The 23,908-nt window shown below is 35.9% G+C and carries 13 protein-coding genes, 1 tRNA gene and 3 rRNA genes; 13 read left to right on the plus strand and 4 right to left on the minus strand.

All coding sequences use genetic code 11. The features are described 5' to 3' along the window. Positions 1-94 precede the first annotated feature (94 nt). From CLOCEL_RS00475 to aroQ, 9 genes are all read left to right on the plus strand, one after another. A 23S ribosomal RNA gene (locus CLOCEL_RS00475) occupies positions 95-2,999 on the plus strand. Between the two features lie 69 nt (positions 3,000-3,068). Next, positions 3,069-3,185, plus strand: a 5S ribosomal RNA gene (gene rrf / locus CLOCEL_RS00480). Positions 3,186-3,190: 5 nt separating this feature from the next. Beyond that, positions 3,191-3,266: transfer RNA gene (locus tag CLOCEL_RS00485), tRNA-Phe, on the plus strand. Between the two features lie 458 nt (positions 3,267-3,724). Beyond that, positions 3,725-4,474: a DeoR/GlpR family DNA-binding transcription regulator gene (locus CLOCEL_RS00490; protein ID WP_010076715.1), complete on the plus strand. Its 750-nt coding sequence runs from the start codon at positions 3,725-3,727 to the stop codon at positions 4,472-4,474. Then, the gene (gene pfkB, locus CLOCEL_RS00495; protein WP_010076714.1) at positions 4,471-5,385 is read left to right on the plus strand and encodes a 1-phosphofructokinase; all 915 of its coding nucleotides are present in this window, start codon (positions 4,471-4,473) and stop codon (positions 5,383-5,385) included. The genes CLOCEL_RS00490 and pfkB overlap by 4 nt, the downstream gene beginning before the upstream one ends. Before the next feature lie 453 nt (positions 5,386-5,838). Further along, positions 5,839-7,707 (plus strand): PTS fructose transporter subunit IIABC, encoded by a 1,869-nt coding sequence (locus CLOCEL_RS00500; protein WP_010076713.1) that lies wholly within the window; start codon positions 5,839-5,841, stop codon positions 7,705-7,707. Positions 7,708-8,157: 450 nt separating this feature from the next. Continuing rightward, entirely contained in the window at positions 8,158-9,768 is a 1,611-nt protein-coding gene (locus CLOCEL_RS00505) for a putative polysaccharide biosynthesis protein (RefSeq protein WP_010076712.1), read from the plus strand. Between the two features lie 37 nt (positions 9,769-9,805). Beyond that, a complete protein-coding gene (aroC, locus tag CLOCEL_RS00510; RefSeq protein WP_010076711.1) occupies positions 9,806-10,897 on the plus strand; it encodes a chorismate synthase in 1,092 nt (363 codons plus the stop codon). A 155-nt stretch (positions 10,898-11,052) separates the two neighbouring features. Continuing rightward, a complete protein-coding gene (gene aroQ, locus CLOCEL_RS00515) occupies positions 11,053-11,481 on the plus strand; it encodes a type II 3-dehydroquinate dehydratase (RefSeq protein WP_010076710.1) in 429 nt (142 codons plus the stop codon). 96 nt (positions 11,482-11,577) lie between these two features. Here the strand turns inward: aroQ and CLOCEL_RS00520 are convergent, their stop codons facing one another. The 3 genes from CLOCEL_RS00520 to CLOCEL_RS00530 form a co-directional block, all read right to left on the minus strand. Further along, complete coding sequence (locus CLOCEL_RS00520; protein WP_010076709.1) at positions 11,578-13,137, minus strand: FAD-dependent oxidoreductase; 1,560 nt, start codon at positions 13,135-13,137, stop codon at positions 11,578-11,580. Between the two features lie 265 nt (positions 13,138-13,402). Next, on the minus strand, positions 13,403-13,660 hold the full coding sequence (locus CLOCEL_RS00525; RefSeq protein ID WP_010076708.1) for a hypothetical protein: 258 nt from the start codon (positions 13,658-13,660) through the stop codon (positions 13,403-13,405). Beyond that, positions 13,650-14,537 carry a ParM/StbA family protein gene (locus CLOCEL_RS00530; RefSeq protein WP_010076707.1) on the minus strand — a complete coding sequence of 296 codons (888 nt, stop codon included), beginning with the start codon at positions 14,535-14,537 and terminating at the stop codon, positions 13,650-13,652. Before CLOCEL_RS00530 ends, CLOCEL_RS00525 begins: the two co-directional genes overlap by 11 nt. Positions 14,538-14,795: 258 nt before the next feature. Between CLOCEL_RS00530 and CLOCEL_RS00535 the strand changes: the two genes are divergently transcribed. The 3 genes from CLOCEL_RS00535 to CLOCEL_RS00545 are packed head-to-tail and all read left to right on the plus strand — an operon-like array spanning position 14,796 to position 19,272. Beyond that, entirely contained in the window at positions 14,796-16,718 is a 1,923-nt protein-coding gene (locus CLOCEL_RS00535; protein ID WP_010076706.1) for a PrkA family serine protein kinase, read from the plus strand. Between the two features lie 6 nt (positions 16,719-16,724). Next, positions 16,725-17,894, plus strand: a complete 1,170-nt coding sequence (gene yhbH, locus CLOCEL_RS00540) for a sporulation protein YhbH (protein ID WP_010076705.1) — start codon at positions 16,725-16,727, stop codon at positions 17,892-17,894. A gap of 1 nt (position 17,895) precedes the next feature. Continuing rightward, positions 17,896-19,272: a SpoVR family protein gene (locus CLOCEL_RS00545; RefSeq protein ID WP_010076704.1), complete on the plus strand. Its 1,377-nt coding sequence runs from the start codon at positions 17,896-17,898 to the stop codon at positions 19,270-19,272. Between the two features lie 457 nt (positions 19,273-19,729). Here CLOCEL_RS00545 and asnB read toward each other — a convergent pair whose 3' ends face one another. Then, positions 19,730-21,571, minus strand: coding sequence for an asparagine synthase (glutamine-hydrolyzing) (asnB, locus tag CLOCEL_RS00550; protein ID WP_010076703.1), 1,842 nt, complete (start codon positions 21,569-21,571; stop codon positions 19,730-19,732). 675 nt (positions 21,572-22,246) lie between these two features. Between asnB and CLOCEL_RS00555 the strand changes: the two genes are divergently transcribed. Further along, positions 22,247-23,761: ribosomal RNA gene (locus tag CLOCEL_RS00555) — 16S ribosomal RNA — on the plus strand. Positions 23,762-23,908: the final 147 nt, after the last annotated feature.

The raw sequence follows: 23,908 nt of genomic DNA on the forward strand, positions 1-23,908 counted from the left end.
GAACTGAAAACTCGAGGAAGCGGAGTTTACTTATGTAAATGAGCACCGCAGAGGCGAAAGTGACGAAGCAATGCGCAGGTTATAGCAATTTTTAGGTTAAGCTACAAAGGGCGTATGGTGAATGCCTTGGCACTAGGAGGCGAAGAAGGACGCGATAAGCTGCGATAAGCTTCGGGTAGGCGCAAATAGCCAGTGATCCGGAGATTTCCGAATGGGGAAACCTATGCATCAAACGATGTATATCCTGTAGTGAATACATAGCTACATGAAGCCACACCTGGGGAACTGAAACATCTAAGTACCCAGAGGAAGAGAAAGAAATTCGATTTCCTAAGTAGCGGCGAGCGAAAGGGAAAGAGCCCAAACCAGAGATTTATCTCTGGGGTTGTGGAATACTCATAAAAGCTAGAGTTTGTTATTCGAAGATAGCTGGAAAGCTAAGCCATAGAGGGTAATAGCCCCGTAGGAGAAAGCGAATGATAGCGAGAGTATATCCAGAGTACCACGAGACACGTGAAACCTTGTGGGAAGCAGGGAGGACCACCTCCCAAGGCTAAATACTACCTAGTGACCGATAGTGAAGAAGTACCGTGAGGGAAAGGTGAAAAGAACCCCGGAAGGGGAGTGAAATAGAACCTGAAACCGTATGCCTACAACCGGTCGAAGCACCATATGAGTGTGACGACGTGCTTTTTGTAGAACGAGCCAACGAGTTACGGTATGCAGCAAGGTTAAGTACTTAAGGTACGTAGCCGAAGGGAAACCAAGTGTGAACAGCGCGACTAGTTGCATGCCGTAGACCCGAAACCGGGTGACCTATCCATGGCCAGGTTGAAGCGAGGGTAAAACCTCGTGGAGGACCGAACCACATTGGTGTTGAAAAACCATGGGATGAGCTGTGGATAGCGGAGAAATTCCAATCGAACTCGGAGATAGCTGGTTCTCCTCGAAATAGCTTTAGGGCTAGCGTCGGGTAAAATGAGTAATGGAGGTAGAGCACTGAATGAGCTAGGGGCTGACAACAGTTACCGAACTCTATCAAACTCCGAATGCCATATACTTTTACCCCGGCAGTCAGACTGCGAATGATAAGGTCCGTAGTCAAAAGGGAAAAAGCCCAGACCATCAGCTAAGGTCCCCAAGTGTAAGTTAAGTGGAAAAGGATGTGGGATTTCTAAGACAACTAGGATGTTGGCTTAGAAGCAGCCACTCATTTAAAGAGTGCGTAATAGCTCACTAGTCAAGAGATCCTGCGCCGAAGATGTCCGGGGCTCAAACTTACCACCGAAGCTATGGACTCCGTAAGGAGTGGTAGAGGAGCTTTCTGTATGGGCAGAAGCAGTACCGGAAGGAGCTGTGGACTGTACAGAAGTGAGAATGTTGGCATAAGTAGCGAGAATTAAGTGAGAATCTTAATGGTCGAAAACCTAAGGTTTCCTGGGGAAGGCTCGTCCGCCCAGGGTTAGTCGGGACCTAAGCTGAGGCCGAAAGGCGTAGGTGATGGACAATCGGTTGATATTCCGATACTACTATTAGCGTTATTATCGATGGGATGACGCAGGAGGATAGGGTGTGCCAACTATTGGATGTTGGTCTAAGCATTTAGGGGTGTACGTAGGCAAATCCGCGTGCTAATACTCTGAGGTGTGATGGGGAGCGAAATTTAGTAGCGAAGTACCTGATTCCACGCTGCCAAGAAAAGTCTCTAGAGAGCAAAATAGTACCCGTACCGCAAACCGACACAGGTAGGTGAGGAGAGAATCCTAAGACCAGCGGAAGAATTACAGTTAAGGAACTCGGCAAATTGACCCCGTAACTTCGGGAGAAGGGGTGCCTAGCGCAAGCTAGGCCGCAGAGAATAGGCCCAAGCAACTGTTTAGCAAAAACACAGGTCTCTGCTAAAGCGAAAGCTGATGTATAGGGGCTGACGCCTGCCCGGTGCTGGAAGGTTAAGGGGATTGCTTAGCGCAAGCGAAGGCATGAACTTAAGCCCCAGTAAACGGCGGCCGTAACTATAACGGTCCTAAGGTAGCGAAATTCCTTGTCGGGTAAGTTCCGACCCGCACGAATGGCGTAATGATTTGGGCACTGTCTCAACTGTAAATCCGGCGAAATTGTAGTGCAAGTGAAGATGCTTGCTACCCGCGATTGGACGGAAAGACCCCGTAGAGCTTTACTGTAGTTTAGCATTGAGTTTCGATATTGTCTGTACAGGATAGGTGGGAGACTGGGAAGTAGGGCCGTCAGGTTCTATGGAGTCAACCTTGGGATACCACCCTGACAGTATTGGGATTCTAACGGAAACCCATGAATCTGGGTGCCGGACATTGTTAGATGGGCAGTTTGACTGGGGCGGTCGCCTCCAAAAAAGTAACGGAGGCGCCCAAAGGTTCCCTCAGAACGGTCGGAAATCGTTCGAAGAGTGCAAAGGCAGAAGGGAGCCTGACTGCGACACCTACAAGTGGAGCAGGGACGAAAGTCGGGCTTAGTGATCCGGTGGTTCCTCGTGGGAGGGCCATCGCTCAACGGATAAAAGCTACCTCGGGGATAACAGGCTGATCTCCCCCAAGAGTCCACATCGACGGGGAGGTTTGGCACCTCGATGTCGGCTCGTCGCATCCTGGGGCTGGAGAAGGTCCCAAGGGTTGGGCTGTTCGCCCATTAAAGCGGCACGCGAGCTGGGTTCAGAACGTCGTGAGACAGTTCGGTCCCTATCCGTCGCGGGCGTAGGAAATTTGAGAGGAGCTGTCCTTAGTACGAGAGGACCGGGATGGACTGACCTCTGGTGTACCAGTTGTTCCGCCAGGAGCATGGCTGGGTAGCTATGTCGGGAAGGGATAAACGCTGAAAGCATCTAAGCGTGAAGCCCACCTCAAGATTAGATTTCCCATAGCGTAAGCTAGTAAGATCCCTTGAAGAACACAAGGTTGATAGGTGAGGGGTGTAAGCATGGTAACATGTTCAGCTGACTCATACTAATAGATCGAGGGCTTAACCTAAACAAAGTTTTTAATATCTATGCAATTTTCAGAGAACACTCTGAACTTTAAAAGAAATTTTAAAGTGTATCCAGTGATTATGCCTGGTAGGTAACACCCGTTCCCATTCCGAACACGACGGTTAAGCTACTAAGGGCCGATGATACTGCAGGAGAGGTCTTGTGGGAAAGTAGGTTGTCGCTGGGTTCTATGGCTCGATAGCTCAGTCGGTAGAGCAGAGGACTGAAAATCCTCGTGTCCCTGGTTCGATTCCTGGTCGAGCCACCAGGAAAGCATCATGATTATATCATGATGCTTTTTTTATGTTCAATAATAACCTATAGTAAATAAATATTATCAAAAGTATAAAGGGAAAATCATCAAAATATATCTTGATATTTCTTTTGAGGAAGATTTATAAGTTAAAAGATCTATGTAACATATAAAAATTCTATAAAAGAAGTGAACTAGCCTTTAGTAGCCAAATGAAAGATTATGATTGAATGTGGCTGAAAATGAAAAAAAGTGATTGTTTTTGAAATAAAATGATTGATTTAAATGTTTACATAGTATATAATTTGATTATAGAAACAAACTGAAGATTTAATTATAATCCAAGTTAGTCTATTAGTATCATTAAAGAAAAGCTATAGGAGAGTGTAAGGTGATTTGATAAACAAGCCGTAACTGAGCTTTGAGTGGTCTAAATGAATGATTTGGGTTACTCTTGTAAATGGGGTGTGAAAATGTTAATAGAAGAACGCAAGAGTCGTATATTAAATTTACTAAAGGAAAGAGATGTTGTAACTATCCCAGAATTAATTGATAGCTTACAAGTTTCTGAAGCAACTATAAGAAGGGATCTAGCTTATTTAGATAGCATTAATGCATTAAAAAGGGTTCATGGTGGTGCTACCGCGATGAAAAAAAGTCTAATTGAACCGACTTATAATGAAAAACAGAATATAAATGTTGATGATAAAAAAGCAATAGCAAAATATGCTGCTTCCTTAGTAGAAAATGGAGATAGTATTTATCTAGATGCAGGAACTACTACTTATGAAATGGTACCCTATCTAGAAGGTAAAGATATTGTTGTTGTTACTAATGGGTTAAAACACATTGAATTATTGATTGAAAGTAAAATAGAGGCCTATATCATAGGTGGGAAAATTAAAAGTTCAACTAAAGCAGTAGTAGGCATCGAAGCAATAAGAAATCTTGAAAGGTACAAATTTGATAAGAGTTTTTTAGGTATAAATGGTATACACTTGATACATGGATATACCACACCAGATGCTGAGGAGAGTACTTTAAAGGAGATGGCTATGAAAGCTTCTAAAGAAAGTTTTGTCTTAGCTGATGAAAGTAAATTTGGTCAACAATACTTTATGCAAGTAGCGTCATTAGACAAAGCTAGTATAATAACCTCGTCATCTACAAACTTTGGAGAATATTCGAAGTTAACTGAGATTAGAAAGGTTGAGGAAGAATGATATATACAGTTACATTAAACCCATCGATTGATTATATCGTAAAGGTTGATGATTTTTCTTTGGGTGAGGTAAATAGAACTGAGGTTGATGAAAAATATCCTGGTGGTAAAGGGATAAATGTTTCAAGAGTATTGAAACATTTAGGGGTTGAAAGTAAAGCCTTAGGTTTTGTTGGAGGCTTTACTGGATATTACATTAAGGAGTCTTTAAAAGGGTTTGGCGTAGAGACGGATTTTATTGAAGTAGAAGAAGACACTAGAATAAATATTAAGATAAAGTCAAATATGGAGACTGAGATTAATGGAGCTGGCCCTAAAATTTCTGAAGATAAATTTAATGAACTTAAGGAAAAGATAGCAAAACTAAAGGATAATGATGTTCTTGTATTAGCAGGAAGTGTACAAAGTTCATTGTCAAAAGACACATATGTGCAGCTTATAAAAGCTTTAAAAAGTCAAAAAATAAAGGTTGTAGTTGATACAACTAGAGAATTACTTTTAAGTACCTTAACACACAAGCCATTTCTGATAAAACCTAATAAAAGTGAATTAGCAGAACTTTTTAATACCAAAATAGATTCTCTTGAAGAAGTAATAGAATATGCTAGTAAATTAAGAGAGATGGGTGCAGAGAATGTTATAGTTTCAATGGCTGGAGACGGATCTTTGTTAATATGTGATCAGGGGGTATTTAGGGCTAAAGCACCTAAAGGACAAGTTAAAAATTCTGTGGGAGCAGGTGATTCTCTAGTAGCTGGTTTCATAGAAGGATACACTAAAACTAAAGATATTAAGGAAGCGTTGGTTCATGGCACAGCTTCAGGTAGTGCAACAGCTTTTTCAATGGATTTATGTACTAAAGAAGAATTTGAACTAATTTTAGATAAGGTAGAGGTTAACAAATTGTATTAAATATTATAGCTTTATTCTAAAGGTTTATATAGTTAAAGAATCACAGGAATGTAACTTAGATTTATATGTGGTTATCTGTATATAGATAACCACACTCATAACTAGGTAAGTATGAAAGGATATTTTTGTCCATAGGACAAAGAATCAAATTGATAAAATGGGTAAATAGCTTAATCTTAGGATAGGAAAACTTATATATAACCACAACTATAACAAAAGATATTTAAAAATATTTTAATGTTAGAACAAAGATGTAAGGCAATAAGCTGGGCGAAGAACTTTAGTTTGGAATGTGGGAACTTATAGGACGAACAAATAAGTTAAATATCTAATCATATAGGAAACAAATTTATGTAGAATCCTTGCTTAAAAGAGATGATAAAAAATTTTATGAAAACGTTATCACAAAAATGTGGGCAAATTAAATCAAAAGACAAATAGGAGGAGTTAATTATGAGGATAACAGAGCTTATCAAAAAGGAAACAATTACTTTAAACCTAAAAGCAAGAAATAAAGAGCAAGTTATAGATGAGTTAGTTAATAAGCTTCATTCTGCTAAGGTTTTAGCTGATAAGGAATTATTTAAAAAAGAAATATGGAAAAGAGAAAAAGAATATTCTACTGGTATAGGTGAAGGTATTGCGATACCTCATGCTAAAACAAAAGCAGTGAAAAAACCAGCTCTTGCTTTTGGAGTATCAAGAGAAGGTGTAGAATATGATTCTTTAGATGGAGAAAAGGTAAACATAGTATTTATGATTGCTGCTAGTGAAGGTGCTAATAATGAGCATTTAGACACTCTTTCCAGACTTTCAACTATGCTTATGAATCCAGATTTTAAAGCAGCTTTACTAAATGCAAAGTCTGAAGAAGAAGTTGTTTCATTAATAGACAAGACAGAAGCTGAATTCTTAAGTAAAGAGACTAAAGAAAGCATAGGTACTACTGGTAAATTCATCGTTGCTGTTACAGCTTGTCCAACGGGAATTGCCCACACTTATATGGCGGCCGATGCTATAAAAAACAAAGGCAGAGAGATGGGGATATGTATCAAGGTTGAGACTAACGGTTCAACAGGGGCAAAGAATGTTTTAACAGATGAAGAAATTGCTAGGGCTGCAGGAGTTATTGTTGCAGCTGATAAACAAGTTGAGATGGACAGGTTTGATGGAAAAAGAGTTATTGAAGTTCCAGTAGTTCAAGGAATGAAGAATCCAGAAGGACTTATAAATAGAATCCTTAAGGGGGATGCTCCAGTTTACAAAGCTAAAGATAGTGGTTCAAAGGGCTCAGATGTTAAGGTCAAAAAGGGCTTTTACAAACACCTTATGAATGGTGTATCTAATATGCTTCCTTTTGTAGTTGGTGGCGGTATATTAATAGCAATATGTTTCATGTTTGGAATTAAAGCTTTTGATCCAGAAGATCCATCTTACAATTCCTTTGCTAAGCTTTTAATGGATATAGGTGGTGGAAATGCTTTCAAATTAATGATACCAGTTCTTGCAGGATTTATAGGTATGAGTATAGCAGATAGACCAGGTTTTGCGCCAGCTATGGTTGGTGGACTTATTGCAGCTAACAGTGGTGCAGGATTCCTAGGTGGACTTATTGCAGGTTTCCTTGGTGGTTATGTTGTTGTTTTACTTAAAAAAGTATTTGAATTTATGCCAGAATCATTGGAAGGTTTAAAACCAGTATTACTTTATCCTCTATTTGGTATATTTATAACTGGAGCTGTAATGTTATTAGTTGTAGTAGATCCAGTAACTGCAATGAATAAAGGTTTAGAAAATTGGCTTAATTCTTTAGGAACAAGTAATATGGTTTTATTAGGAATAGTATTAGGCGGAATGATGGCTATAGATATGGGTGGTCCAGTAAATAAAGCAGCTTATACATTTGGTTTAGCTATGATAGCAGCAGGAAATAATTATCCACATGCAGCAATTATGGCTGGTGGTATGGTACCTCCTCTTGGAATAGCACTTGCAACAACTTTATTTAGAAACAAATTTACTAAAGAAGAAAGAGATGCAGGTAAAACTTGTTATATTATGGGCTTGAGCTTTATAACAGAAGGGGCTATACCGTTTGCAGCAGCAGACCCTATAAGAGTATTGGCATCATGTATAGCTGGATCAGCAGTAGCAGGAGGATTATCTATGGCATTTAAGGTAGCTCTTCCAGCACCTCATGGCGGATTATTTGTTCTTCCAGTTGTAAGTAATAAGATACCTTATTTAATAGCGATCTTAGCAGGGACATTAGTAACAACATTTTTATTAGGTGCACTAAAGAAAAATATAAAATCAAGCTAGATAAAAATATTTAATAAATTGAAAAATGTATGATAATTAAATATGACTTAGCAAATAAATACTACGAAAATATTATAAGAATGATTTTGATATGAATTAAAAAATATATAGTAATTAAATAATAAGGCAATGCTTCATAAATAATCTGAGGTATTGCTTTTTTCTTGTTTTTTTAAATTCGATATTATAAAGTTTTTTAGCATATATTGCAATAAAGTTAATTCACAACTTATCAAGCTTTATTACTATAAAACAGAATTTTAAGTGTAGTTTCATTATAAAACTTTTTATTATAATACAAGGTGAAAAGTGGTGAACAAATTTTCAAGTTTATCAAAAATTTAAGCATATGTTAGAGGATTATACACAATATAGAATCAGTTATGGTCGAAGAAGAAATTACGTGATATTATATATTTTGTAACCTATATTCTTTTTTAAGGAGAAATTATGGAAAAGCAATCTACAACAAAAGGCTTCGCAATATTAACTGTAGCTACTATGTTAGGAAAGATATTTTCATTATTATATTTACCTTTTCTAATAAGAGTTTTAGCAGACGAGGGCTATGGTATTTATCAAGCCACTTATACTGTTTTTCTTTTTATATATGGGCTAACTAGCACTGGAATATCAACGGCAGTTTCAAAATATATCTCTGAGCTTACAGCTCTGGAAAATTATAAAGCTGTTAAACGGGCATTTAAGCTAACTATGTTATTAATGTTTCTTCTAGGACTATTTATGACTTTAGTATTAGCTTTTGGCGCTAAGTTTTTTGCAAATTTTACAGAATTTGATGAGGCCAAAATATCGTTAATAACTTTATCACCAACTATTTTTTTAACAGCAGTAGTATCTGTGTACAGAGGATACTTTCAAGGAAGTCATTATATGACCCCTACAGCTATATCTCAAGTTATTGAGCAAATTGCTAATGTATTCTTTAGTATATTGTTTGCTTATTTATGGATGCCAAAAGGAGTAGAATGGGGTGTTGCAGGAGCTACGATAGGAACACCACTAGGAGCTTTAGCGGCACTTATGTATTTACATGTGGTATATATCAAAAGAGCTAAAATCAAAATGCCACAAAGCAGTAAAATTGTTAAGGCAATTAGAAACAAAACAATAGTAAAAAACATAGTGAATATAGCTTTGCCAATAGCTATTTCGCAAGGTGTAATTAATGCTGCTTTTATTGTAGATACTAAGATAGTAATGAGTAGGTTAATGGTAGCAGGTTTTTCAAAAAATGAAGCTACAATACTTTTTGGTATTTTGGCAAAATATAATACACTGAGCAATGTTCCTATTGCTATTATTATAGCTTTATCAACATCTGTTCTTCCAAGTATTGCAGCGGTAATTGCTACGAATAACACTAAAGCGGCAGTGGCAAAGATAAACTATTCGATAAAGTTATGCTTATTAGTTGCAGTACCTTGTACTGTAGGATTGTCAGCATTGAGTGAACCTATATATAGGTTGTTGTTAGGTCAAGGACATGAATTAATGATGTATGGTTCCTTCATAATAATAATTTGGTCTCTTGTTCAAATACATATAACAATACTTCAAAGTATTAATAAAATGTATGTAGCAACGATACTTATGGTAATAGGCTTAATTCCTAAAATTCTTTTAGATTATATTTTGGTGGTTAATATACATTTGCACATATATGGAGTTTTGATTGCAAATTTAGTGTATTATGCGCTGCCACTATTCTTAATGAGAAATTATATGAGGAATAAGCTTAAGTTAAGAGTTAAAATCTTATCACAGTTTATAAAACCTTGCATAGCATCCTTATGGATGGGAATAGCAGGAATATTGAGTTATAATGGTTTCTTTAAGGCATTACACATTGTTTTACCATATAAATTATCAATACTCATTGCAGTAAGTATAGCAATTATCATTGCAGCATATCTTTATGTAACAATACTTATATTCTCAGGTGTTATAACAGAAAGAGATATTAACAGTATATCTCCAAAGATTAAAAAACTTTTACCTAAAATTTTGAGACGTAAGTTAATAAAACAGACAGCTTAAGGGGAGGCAATATTTCAGATAATAGGAGGCGAACTAGATGAGCAGTGTTTGGGGAAACATAATGAAAGTATCTTTATTTGGTGAGTCCCAAGGAGATATTATAGGTGTAACAATCCATGGAATCCCCAGTGGAGTTAAACTTGATCTTGAGTTTATAAAAAAAGAAATGAAAAGAAGACTCTCAGGAAATTACAACGTAGCAACACCACGACAAGAAGATGATGAATTTATTATTACAACGGGATATTTTAATGGATATACTACAGGCGCTCCATTAACAGCAACAATAAAAAACAAAGACATCAAGCAAGCTGACAACGATGAATTTAAAGATAAAATGCGACCATCTTTTGGCGATTATACAGAACACTTAAGATATAATGGATTCAATGATTATAGAGGTGGTGGACACCACTCAGGAAGACTTACAGCACCATTATTGTTTGCTGGCGCTGTAGCTAAGCTGATTTTGAAGGAAAAAAATATAGTAATAGGTGCTCATATATTAAAGATTGCAGATATATTTGATGAAGTCTTTGATAAGGTTAATGTAAGTGAGGAACTATTAAAATCATTGCCTGAGAAATTGTTTCCTGTAATTAAAGATGATATGGGATTAATAATGCAGACAGAAATATTAAAAGCTAAGTATCAAAAAGATACCATCGGAGGAATTGTAGAGTGTGCTGCTATTAATATTCCAGGTGGAGTAGGGAATCCATTTTTTGATTCAATGGAAAGTGTGATCTCACATCTTTTATTTTCTATACCATCGATAAAAGCAGTAGAGTTTGGAGAAGGTTTTAATATTGCTAATTTGAGAGGCTCACAAGCGAATGATCAAATGTACATGGAAGGTGATAAAGTAAAAACTTATACCAACCATAGTGGCGGAATAGTAGCTGGTATAACAAATGGAATGCCAATAATATTTAGAGTTGCTGTTAAGCCACCACCTACAATAGCTAAGCCTCAAAAGACTGTAGATATAAGCACTAAGGAGAATACTACTGTAGATACAGTAAGTGCTCATGATCCATCAATGATTCATAGAATAGTGCCTGTAATTGAAGGTGTTACAGCCTTAGCAATTTTAGATTCTATCTTAAGCGGAAATAATCATATTTGATATTAAGGATTTCCAAGTTGAAATGTTGAGTTATTCGTGTAGAAGCAATAAATTAATTTAATACTTAAATAGTGTCATGAATGGGCTAAACTTTTAGGGATAATCGATATGGAGGTTTGGAAATCTATAGTTTTAATGAGAAAGAGTGGAGTGGGATGAAATTTTTAGTTTTAAATGGACCTAATATAAATATGTTAGGAACAAGAGAAAAAGGTATTTATGGACAGGACAATTATGAAACCTTATGCAAGATTATTGAAGAAAAGGCTAAGGAGATAAATGTTGAAGTTGATGTCCGTCAAAGCAATAGTGAAGGAGCATTAATTGATATTATTCATGATACATTAGGAAAGTATGACGGAATAGTTATAAACCCAGGAGCGTATACTCATTATAGTATTGCTATTTATGATGCACTATTAGCAGTTAATCTTCCAACTATTGAAGTTCATATATCCAACATTCACAAAAGAGAAGAATTTAGACATAAGTCTGTAACTGCAGCAGCTTGCATTGGTCAAATTGTTGGACTTGGACTTCAAGGATATGCATTAGCTATACAGGCATTAAAACAAAGACTATAGTTTAAGTTTAAAATTATCAATTAAATAAGAAATGGTCCTTTCGAAGGTTAGCTAAGGTTAATGATTGCAGCTAATCCTGGAAAGGGCCATTTTTATTTAAAAGTCTTCATTAAGTAATTTCCCAATTGTGTTTACGTTATTATCAAAGCTCAATGGTTTTACTGCAGGTCCTTCAACGATGTCTCCCTTATGTGAGAATCTTGAACCATGACAAGGGCAATCCCAAGTTCTTTCAGCTGAGTTCCAGTTTAGTTCGCAGCCCATATGAGTGCAAGTAGTATTTACCTTATGAAGTTTGCAATGTTCATCTCTATAAACACCTATTCTTTCATCATTTATTTTTACTAGCTTCCCTTCATCAGGCTCTAGGAAAATATCTTCTGGTAATGGAGAAAGCTTACCACCTAAAAGTTCTTCAGCTACATTAAAGTTTTCAACAACAAAGTTTTTTGCTGAAGCAATAATTGTTTTACGTGAAGGATTATAAACATCCTGCCAAGGACTTTTTCCAACAACAATTAAGTCTTTAATAATTATGGCTGCTGCCATACTGTTAGTCATACCCCATTTCCTAAAGCCAGTAGCTACATACAGGTTTGGTGAATTAGCTATGTATTTGCCGACGTAAGGTATATCATCTACGGTTATGCAATCTTGAGCTGACCATTTGTAGGGTATATCTTCTACAGTAAAAATGCCATTTGCAAAGTTCATTATTGCTTCGTAGTGCTTAAAGGTATCTTTACTTTGTCCTGTCTTGTGAGTTTCACCACCGACCATTATTAAATCTCCATTAGGGCTATTAATTAAGCGTAATGAGCGTTTTGGATCTTCAGCTGATAAGTACATTCCACCAGGGTACTTTTCTTTGGCTTTAACTGCTAAAGCATAAGAACGCTCACAATAAAGTCTTGCAAAGTACATTGCTTGTTTGTTGTAGAATGGGTAATGAGATGCGATTATAACCTTATCAGCAGTTATTTTATTTCCTCGTTCAGTAGTCAAAGTATATTTATTTGATTCATCAATCCCCACAATTCTAGTTTTTTCATATATAGTGCAATTGCTATTAGTAATTTCTTTTGCTAAGGCTAAAAGATACTTTCTTGGATGAAATTGACCTTGATCATCAAAGCGAACTGCAGCCTTGATATCTATTGGAAATGGTATATTATCTACGAAAGAAGCTTTAATTCCTAAATCTGAAGCAGTGGCTATTTCATTATAAATTTTTTGAACATAATTATCTTGCTGTGTATAAATGAAGGCAGATTCAGTTTTATAATCACAATCGATATGATGAGTATCTATTATGGATTTTATTCTCTGAATAGCATGTTCATTGGCCTCAGCATATTGTTTAGCTAATTCTTCGCCAAGTTGAAGCTTAGTTTTATTATAAATAAGTCCGTGCTGTGAGGTGACTTTAGCTGTAGTATGACCAGAAGCTCCTTGAGCTATATGGTCTGCTTCAAGAATCGCTATTTTAAAGCCTTCGTCTTTAAGCGAATATGCGCAGGAGATACCTGTAATACCACCACCAATTATTGCTATATCTACAGATATATCTTGATCAAGGGAAGGGTAATCTGTGGCATTAGTAGATGCCATCCAAAAGGATTCAGGAAAGCTTTTTAAAAATTCTTGGTTGTCCATATATGTATTATTCCTCCCAATATATTTTCATATGAAAATATATTTTGCTTTTATTAAATGAAATATACATGTGTATATATATTACAATAAGGGAAATTCATAAATTTCAGGTTTATTGCAGCTGTGTATATGATTATAGAGAAATTTATTAAAAAAATCCGTCCGCTTATCATGAATGTGTTTAGGAGAAGTACGAGTTCAAATAGATAAATACAAAAGTCCACTCACAATGAACTGTGAGTGGACTTTTAAATGAACTTTATATTTAATCAATGCCTAGAATATTATCAATAGCACAGGCTATTTCATCCTTACGCTTTTCATAGGCATCATTTTCTTGTTTTGGTGGAATGTTTGAGGAAAGGTCATTTCTATATATTGGTGTTTCTATGATTCCCTTTACATCTTTATTTATCAAATAAGTTATGTACATAGAAAAATTACCTGAAAACATCTCGTCGGCACGCTGTTGGCCTTTTTCCTTTACTGATGGTTGTATACTTAACGTTATCTTATGACGCAAATCTCTCAACTCCTATCTTAAAGAAAGCTTCTGCATTTGCATATATATCTTCCTTAATTGCTTTAACAGGTAGGTACTCTCCTAATATGTAAGAACCTCCACCGATAAAGTGTCTTTGAGAAGTATCATATTGGCTAAGTCCAGCCATTACTCTGTTAATGATAAGACTGGCATGAGTCCTTAAGGTGGTATTAACTACATCTGTGCAATCAATGAGTTCGCCGTCTCTGAAAATTCGTTTATTTTTTATGATGTCTTCAGCATTTAGAATATCATAGCTTACCCCAAATTCAGCTTTAATATTTTGAACAAGTTTATCATATAGCTTAATCATTCCAAGCTCATAGGTTCTGTAATCTTGAAGTGTCATATCATTGAAGTAAGAAACATCAACAGTCATGCCACCAATATCAATTACTATATTGCTGCCTTCAAATATATCTGGATGAAGTACAAATACACCAGCAGATTGAGGAAATACTACGCACTTAGTAATTTTAAACCTTATTGGTTTATCGTTAAGACTTAAAAATACTTGGATACCTTCTAAAGCTTTTTTTAGTTCTAGCTTTTGATCCTTATAATATTGAACAGGAAGCCCAATTACAAGTTGAACTTCATCTTCTCCAATTGGAAGATTTCTTGCTACAGCAGTGTAAAGACATAGTCTAAATACTGCATCATCGATCTTATTAAGTTTTACAGAAAAGTTACCTGTATTCTCACCTACAGTGTATTCATTTCCAGCTATTTTTACTTTTATAGCATTGACGTTTATGTCCATAATTCCATTCGTGACAGTGCTTCTAAAAATATCCCGTCCGTTTGACGTGTACACTTTTGTATGAGAATAACCAACATCTATCCCCATTATCATTCTGATTCCCCTCCTATATACGGATGATTTACTTATGTGTGTCATATGTAATATATTTCCAATAAAATTATACCAATAAAAGGGATAATTTGTCCATACTGTGGAGTAAAAAATTTACAAATAAGCTTTTGCAAAGTGTATATGTTTTAGTAAAGGGTTTTTGTAGAAAAAGTTTTTAAATAAACTTTTACAGGTTTCTTTTTTTTGTCATATGGTAATAGATAGGTGGAATATATTTTATAAAAGGAGGTGTGGAATATGGATTTTGAAGAATTAATTCTACATGATAGAGAAAAGAGAAATAAGAGTAAATTTGAAGGAAGCTTTTTAGAATATTTAGAACTAGTGAGAAACAAACCAGAGGTGGCAAAACTTGCTCATGAAAGAATGTACAATTTACTAATGGAAAAAGGATTTGATGTATTAAAAGCAGAGGATAACCCAAGAGTTAAAAAAATATATGGAAATGACATAATTAAAAGATACAATTTCTTTAAGGATGATTTTTTTGGTATAGATAAAGTGCTTATAAAGCTTGTTAATTATTTTTATTCTGCTGCAATGAAAGGTGAAGAAGCTAGACAGGTATTATATCTTGTTGGGCCAGTTGGAGCAGGAAAATCTTCTTTAGTAGAGGCTCTAAAAAAAGCGCTAGAGACAGCGGACCCTATTTATTCATTAAAAGGATGTCCGATGCATGAAGAACCACTACATCTCATACCAAAACATCTTAGAGGTGAGTTTGAGGAATACTTAGGAGTTCAGATAGAAGGAGATTTGTGTCCAGCCTGTAGATATAGATTACTGCATGAATATGATGGACAATATGAAAAGTTCCCAGTTGTTGAAACTAGCTTCTCAATAAGATCCAGAAAAGGTGTCGGTGTAGTACCACCAGTAGATCCTAATAATCAGGATACATCAATATTAACTGGTTCTGTTGATATTTCTAAAATGGATATGTACCCAGAGGATGATCCAAGAATTTTCTCTTTAAATGGAGCATTCAATGTAGGTAACAGAGGTTTAGTTGAATTTATAGAAGTATTCAAAAATGATGTTGAATATCTTCATACTATAATTACAGCAACTCAGGAAAAATCAATACCATCACCAGGCAAAGGCTCTATGATATATTTTGATGGAGTTATATTGGCTCACTCCAATGAAGCTGAATGGGAGAAATTTAAATCAGATCATACTAATGAAGCTATTTTAGATAGAATAGTTAAAATAGAGGTTCCATATTGTTTAGAGCTAAGTGAAGAAATTAAGATATATGAAAAGATATTAAAAAAGAGCAACTTCAATGCTCATATAGCACCACATAGTATAGAAGTAGCTGCGATGTTTGCTATATTATCAAGACTCACACCATCAGCAAAGGTTGACCCTGTAACAAAGCTTAAAATATATAACGGTGAAGAAATTGTTGAAAAGGGAACAACAAAGAGAATTGACATAGGTGAGTTAAGGGAAGAAGCGGGACAGAAAGAAGGCATGAAAGGAATTTCAACAAGATTTATTATCAAAGCTATTGATAATGCCCTTTCTAATTCTGAGCACAACTGTATAAATCCTCTTAGCATAATGGAGAGTATGATTAAATCTGTTAAAGAAGTTGACATTGCAGAGGATGAAAAGAAGAGACTTCTAGGATTTATCCAAGATACAATAAGAAAAGAATATAATAAGATTCTTGAAAAAGAAATCACAAAGGCATTTATTCATAGCTTTAGAGAGCAAGCAGAAAGCTTATTTAACAACTACTTGGATAATGCAGAAGCTTTTGTTAATAAGAATAAATTGAAAGATCGTTCAACTGGCGAAGAACTAGTGCCAGACGAAAAATTTATGAGAAACATCGAAGAGCAAATTGGAATATCTGAAGGCTCATCTAAAGGCTTTAGAAATGATGTGACATCATATATGTTCTATTTGGTAAGAAATGGTGGAACTATAGATTATACTTCCTATGAGCCTTTAAAGGAAGCTATTGAGAAGAAACTTATGGCTTCTGTAAAGGATTTATCTAGAATCGTAACCAAATCAAGGGTTAGAGATAAAGAACAGGATATTAAGTATAATACTATGGTGGAGGAAATGAAGTCTAATGGTTATTGTGACCATTGCTGCGACGTAGTCCTTAAATATGCAGCTAACAATCTATGGAAGGATTGATGTGATATGGCTTTTTTTAAGGAGTATAACAATCCTGTAGATTATGATAGGGCGATAGAGGATAGGAGAAGGCATAAGCAGTTAGTAGAGAAATCTATTAAAGAAAACTTAGGAGATATCCTATCTGAGGAGAGTATAGTTGGGCAATCGCAGAATAAAAAGTTTAAGATTCCTATTAGAGGGTTAAAGGAATATCAATTTATTTATGGTAAAAACAGTTCTGGAGTAGGTAGCGGAACTGGTGAAGAAAAAAGAGGAGACAAAATAGGCTCTGACAAAGGGAATCAAGGAAGTGGAAAAGGTCAGGCAGGAAATGATGAGGGCGAAGATTTTTATGAGACAGAGATAACATTAGAGGAAATCTTTGATTATCTCATTGAAGATTTAGAACTCCCTGATATGGATAAAAAGAAGTTCTCTGAAATCCTCACTGACTCTACTTCTAAAAAATCTGGTTATCAGAGACATGGAATTAATCCTCGCTTGGCTAAAAAGAAAACTGTAATGGCTAAGATAGCAAGAACTCAAGGACAAAAAAGAGCTTATATGGAAGAAGGGCTTGAGGAATTGCCAGAAAGAATTCCATTTAAGGAAGAGGATTTAAGATACCATAGAATAAAACACAAGCCAAAGAAAGAAAGCAATGCAGCGATAATTTTAGTAATGGATGTATCTGGTTCCATGGATAATAGCAAAAAATATCTAGCGAGGTCTTTCTTCTATGTGCTCACAAGATTTATAAAGAAAAAGTATAGTAATGTTGAAATTGCTTTTGTAGCTCATTCAACCACAGCAAAAGAAGTTAGTGAATATGAATTCTTTCATAAGGGACAGTCTGGAGGAACTTATATATCAAGTGGTCTGAATAAAGCATTGGATATCATAAAAGAGAGATTTAATTCACAGACTTGGAACATTTATACTTTTTGTGTAAGTGACGGTGATAACTGGAGTGAGGATAATGAAAGAACTATGAAATCTGTTCGAGAGCTTTGCACTATATGCAATATGTTAGGCTATGCAGAGATTCTTCCTATATCCTACGCAACTACTATAAGGTATAAGTTCTTAAATGAAATTACAGAAAAAAATTTCTCATCCGTTGCAATTAAACAGAAACAGGATTTATGGACTTCTTTAAAGCAAATGTTAAAAAAAGAGTTAAAGGAGGCATAGAATGGAGTACTCAGTGAAGGATTTAGAAACTTGGAATGCGAAAATAGAAAAGTTGGTACATGAATTTGGACTAAAATGCTATGACCAAGAATTCCAGCTTATAAGTTATAATGACATGATTGCACTTGAGGCTTATACAGCTATGCCTGCAAGATATCCACATTGGAGCTTTGGAAAGAGCTATGAAAAAACTAAAACTTTATATAAATATAATTTGACAGGATTACCATATGAAATGGTGATAAATACAGATCCCTGTATAGCATATCTTATGAAGGATAATACTTTGTTACTTCAGATATTGACTATTGCTCATGTATATGGGCACAATGATTTCTTTGCGAATAACAGACTATTTGTAGAAGGCACTGATGCCAGTACTACAACTGAAATGTTTAAGTTACATGGAGACAGGGTACGAAGCTATATAAACGATCCTAGTATAGGATACGCAGAGGTAGAGAGAATCCTAGATGCAGCGCATGCACTTAAACTCCAAACTTCTAGGGTGGTAGGAGAAAAAAGGGTAAGTGAACAAAAGCTACGTCAAAGGCTCATAGATGATTATGAAAATAAAGTAGAGGGTACAGACTTTTTTGGTAAAAGAAATGATGTACCTGTGCCTAATATAGATAAAATACCTATAGAGCCAGAGGAAGACCTACTGTACTTTATAATAAAGTATGGAAAGCTTGCAGAATGGGAAAAAACTCTTCTAGAAATTGTTAGGCAAGAAACAAATTATTTTCTTCCTCAGATAGAAACAAAAATAATGAATGAGGGCTGGGCTAGTTATTGGCATTATACCATTCTAAACGCATTAGATTTACCTAGTGGATTGCATCTAGAATTTTTAAAGCGTCATAATGATGTAATTGCACCAGCATTAGGCGGAGTTAATCCTTACTATGTAGGGTTTAAGATTTTTGAATATTTAGATAAGACTTATGGAAGAGATAAAATCTTTGAAGTAAGAACAATGGATAGAGATTCAGCATTTTTAAGAAGATATCTAACAGAGGATCTATGTAGAGAATTAAATCTATTCGAGTATAAAAAGACTGGAAATGACTATGTCATAAAAGAAGTATCTGATGAGGAAGGTTGGAAGGAGATACGCAATAACTTAAGTAGCAGCTGTGGACTTGGGTCTGTGCCGATTATAAGAGTTGTTGATATGTCTAAAAAAGACTACACTTTAACTCTAGAGCATGTATATGATGGAAGAGAGTTAAGTCTTGCTTACGGCGAACCTACTCTTAAGTATGTTCAGGAGCTTTGGGGAAGAAAGGTGGTACTTTTGACAGTAATCGATGATAAAAAGGTTAGATTAGTATGTGATGATAAGAAAATAGTAAAAGAAATAATACAATCTTAAGTTAATCATTGTGCTAAATGAATGTTGCTTAAAATATAATTCAGTATTTTAAGGATCTCTAGATTTTAATTAGCACAACAGGTTAAATTAATAAAGAACAATAAGCTGCCTCTTAATATTTGAGGCAGCTTTGTTTTCTGTAAGGAATTACAGAATTCTAAATTATAATATTTCAAATATATAAGTTGCAATAATAACTCTACATTTGATTGATATTCAATAACCTAGAAGATAACTAGTTTTGGTGTAGAAACTTAATTGCAATATATATATATTTCTATTATTTAGATCGCATAAAAAGTCTATATGATTATTCAAATATCAGGGAACCCTAGGTAGAATTTTTATTGTAAGTTATATATACGTTCTAATTAAAAATCCACACTGCTTTTATCAACATGATGTGAATAAATGTAGAAGTATTATTAGAACTTATTATAGACAGTGCTAAAAATTATTAGAATTGTAACTTTATATTATAGCTTTCTAACCAAGTATTTAATTGAACAAGGTAAGCAATAAGTTGCGGACCATTCATAAGTTGGCCAAACCATGGAGTTATATATGCATTACCGCCAGTATTCACAATCTCCGTAACTTTATCCACATTTATTAGATTTAATATCGGTGAATGTGGATTATTTATAATATCTCTTAAAGCACAAGAGACAAGTGTAGTATAGTAAGGATTATGAGTTTTAGGATAAGGGCTCTTCTTTCTATCAATAATTTCATCTGGAACAATACCTTTCAAGGCTCTTCTAAGCAGGCCTTTCTCACGATTATCAGCAAATTTAATATCAGTAGGAATATTGAAAGCATATTGGACTAGTCGTTTATCTGCAAAAGGAACTCTAACTTCTAAGCTGTTAGACATACTCATTCTATCTTTTCTATTAAGTAAAGTAACCATAAACCATTTTATATTTAGATAGAAAAGTTCTCTCATTCTATAATCTATTTGGTTTTCGTTATCAAGGTGAGGAACCTCTTTAAGTGTATTTTTATAATGCGACTCTACACAACCTTCAATATCGATTCTTTTTAGTGCATCAGATAAAATACTTCTTCTATTAGAAACTGAACGTGACCAAGGGAAGGTTGGGGCATTTATCATTTCAGGTTTCATATACCAAGGATAGCCACCAAAAAGTTCATCTGCACATTCGCCAGACAAACCAACAACAAAGTTGTGCCTAATCTCCTTACAGAATAAATATAGAGAAGAATCAACATCCGCCATTCCAGGTAAATCTCTAGCTATAGTAGCATCAGTTAAGGCTAAGGCAAGGTTCTGATTTCTTAAAATAACATTATGATGAGAACTATCTATATATTTACTCATCATATCTACATAAACAGAATCAGCGGTAGGTTGAAACTCATTTGGTTTAAAGAAGGTGTTATTATCTTCATAATCTATAGAGTAGGTATCAAGTTTCTTTCCTCTATTTTTAAAATCTCTAGAAGCAATAGCGGAAATAGCACTAGAATCAAGTCCACCAGATAAGAAAGTACATAAAGGAACATCACCAACAAGTTGGCGAGTTACTGCATCAACAAATAGAGTTTGCAAGTGTTCTGTGGCAGAATCCAGGTTTTCAGTAAATTCTTCAGCAGTAACCTTCCAATATTCTTTTTGTACGAAGGAATCCTTTGTAATATAGCAGTAGTTAGCAGGAGGTATTTCCTCAATATCCTTTAACACACCACTGCCTAAGGCTGTAGCAGGACCTAAGGAAAATAATTCAGTTAATCCTTTTTCATCTAAAACAGCATCTACTAAAGGGTTTGCTAGAAGAGTTTTAATTTCAGAGCCAAAAATTATTGATGAACTTTTTTTTGAATAAAAAAGAGGCTTAACTCCTAATTGATCACGAGCTAGCAATAAACTTTGATTGTTATTATCCCATATAGCAAAAGCAAAAATTCCATTTATATGATCAAGACAGTTTATTCCCCAATGAATATAAGAAGTAAGTAATACTTCTGTATCAGAATAAGCATCAAAGGTATAGCCGTAATTTATTAATTGATGCCTTAAGTTTTCAGTATTATATAACTCGCCATTATAGGCAATAACGTATTTATTATTGTTTTTAAGTTTTATCATAGGTTGACTTCCGCCTTCAGGATCAACTACAACTAAACGTCTATGGCCCAATAGAATATTATTATCTATATAATAGCCGTGGCTATCAGGACCACGAAGGCTTAATGTGTTTGTCATATTTTTCAAAGTGTTAATTTCACCGACTAGGGAACGTTTAAAATCTAACCATCCACAGAGACCGCACATAGCTTGCTCCTTGATAATATTGCTTATACGTTAGTTTATGATATGAAAATGATTTAAGTGACAATCTAGATGCTTTGCTTACAGTAAATATATAGATATATGTTTTAATAAAAATTTTTGTATTAGTGCATTGATTTTTAAGTATTCTGCCAGAAACCTTATACAGGTTGTCTTTATATAAGTTACCATTATAAATATGTTCTTATTATAGATCTACATTAATTTTATAAACAATATATGTGTTCATTGTAGAAATATTATTGGAATTTATATAGTTTAAATAAAGTAAATTATATATTTAGACTTATATAATAGTGATATAGAACAATTACTACCACCAACAGAAGCGAGCGTGTCTATATAAGTAATTTAAAGCAATTCGATGAATTTAAGAGCAATTAAAGGATAACAATACTAGAAGGTGATATATTAGAAAAAACTAGCGAAATATTATGATAGAATAATCTTCGTCGCTTGAAGCGATACGAAAAATGTCAGCAAGTAATGAAAAAAAGTTGTTGACAAAGAGTTTTTGAACTGATATACTAAACAAGCTGTCAGATGATAGCGAGTAAGTAAGAAAATTGATCTTTGAAAATTGAACAGAAGAACAAGACCAGACAAATTCTGAGGTTTTAAAATAAAAACCAAAGTCAAGATTAGAACTCAACAATTTAAATTGAGAGTTTGATCCTGGCTCAGGACGAACGCTGGCGGCGTGCTTAACACATGCAAGTCGAGCGATGAAGCCCTTCGGGGTGGATTAGCGGCGGACGGGTGAGTAACACGTGGGCAACCTGCCTTGTAGAGGGGGATAGCCTTCCGAAAGGAAGATTAATACCGCATAAAATGCAATTCTCGCATGAGAGATGTATCAAAGGAGCAATCCGCTATAAGATGGGCCCGCGGCGCATTAGCTAGTTGGTGAGGTAACGGCTCACCAAGGCGACGATGCGTAGCCGACCTGAGAGGGTGATCGGCCACATTGGAACTGAGACACGGTCCAGACTCCTACGGGAGGCAGCAGTGGGGAATATTGCACAATGGGGGAAACCCTGATGCAGCAACGCCGCGTGAGTGATGAAGGCCTTCGGGTTGTAAAGCTCTTTGATTAGGGACGATAATGACGGTACCTAAAGAACAAGCCACGGCTAACTACGTGCCAGCAGCCGCGGTAATACGTAGGTGGCAAGCGTTGTCCGGATTTACTGGGCGTAAAGGATGTGTAGGCGGATTTTTAAGTGAGATGTGAAATACCCGAGCTCAACTTGGGTGCTGCATTTCAAACTGGAAGTCTAGAGTGCAGGAGAGGAAAGTGGAATTCCTAGTGTAGCGGTGAAATGCGTAGAGATTAGGAAGAACATCAGTGGCGAAGGCGACTTTCTGGACTGTAACTGACGCTGAGGCATGAAAGCGTGGGGAGCAAACAGGATTAGATACCCTGGTAGTCCACGCCGTAAACGATGAATACTAGGTGTAGGGGTTGTCATGACCTCTGTGCCGCCGCTAACGCATTAAGTATTCCGCCTGGGGAGTACGGTCGCAAGATTAAAACTCAAAGGAATTGACGGGGGCCCGCACAAGCAGCGGAGCATGTGGTTTAATTCGAAGCAACGCGAAGAACCTTACCTAGACTTGACATCTCCTGAATTACCCGTAACTGGGGAAGTTACCTCTTTGAGGTGACAGGAAGACAGGTGGTGCATGGTTGTCGTCAGCTCGTGTCGTGAGATGTTGGGTTAAGTCCCGCAACGAGCGCAACCCTTATTGTTAGTTGCTACCATTTAGTTGAGCACTCTAGCAAGACTGCCTGGGTTAACCAGGAGGAAGGTGGGGATGACGTCAAATCATCATGCCCCTTATGTCTAGGGCTACACACGTGCTACAATGGCGAGTACAACGAGACGCAAGACCGTGAGGTGGAGCAAATCTATAAAACTCGTCCCAGTTCGGATTGTAGGCTGAAACTCGCCTACATGAAGTTGGAGTTGCTAGTAATCGCGAATCAGCATGTCGCGGTGAATACGTTCCCGGGCCTTGTACACACCGCCCGTCACACCATGAGAGTCGGCAACACCCGAAGTCCGTGAGGTAACCGTAAGGAGCCAGCGGCCGAAGGTGGGGTCGATGATTGGGGTGAAGTCGTAACAAGGTAGCCGTAGGAGAACCTGCGGCTGGATCACCTCCTTTCTAAGGAAAATGACACAGTAGTTTTACTTGTAAGACACTGTGTCCACTGGGTCTTTCTTCTGTTCAATTTCCAGAGATCAAAGCCTAACGGCTAAGAGATTTGGAAGTCTTTTTTATGTAAAGCGAAAGCTTGTATAAAAGGAAAAG

Source organism: Clostridium cellulovorans 743B (assembly GCF_000145275.1).
GTDB classification, from domain to species: domain Bacteria; phylum Bacillota; class Clostridia; order Clostridiales; family Clostridiaceae; genus Clostridium_K; species Clostridium_K cellulovorans.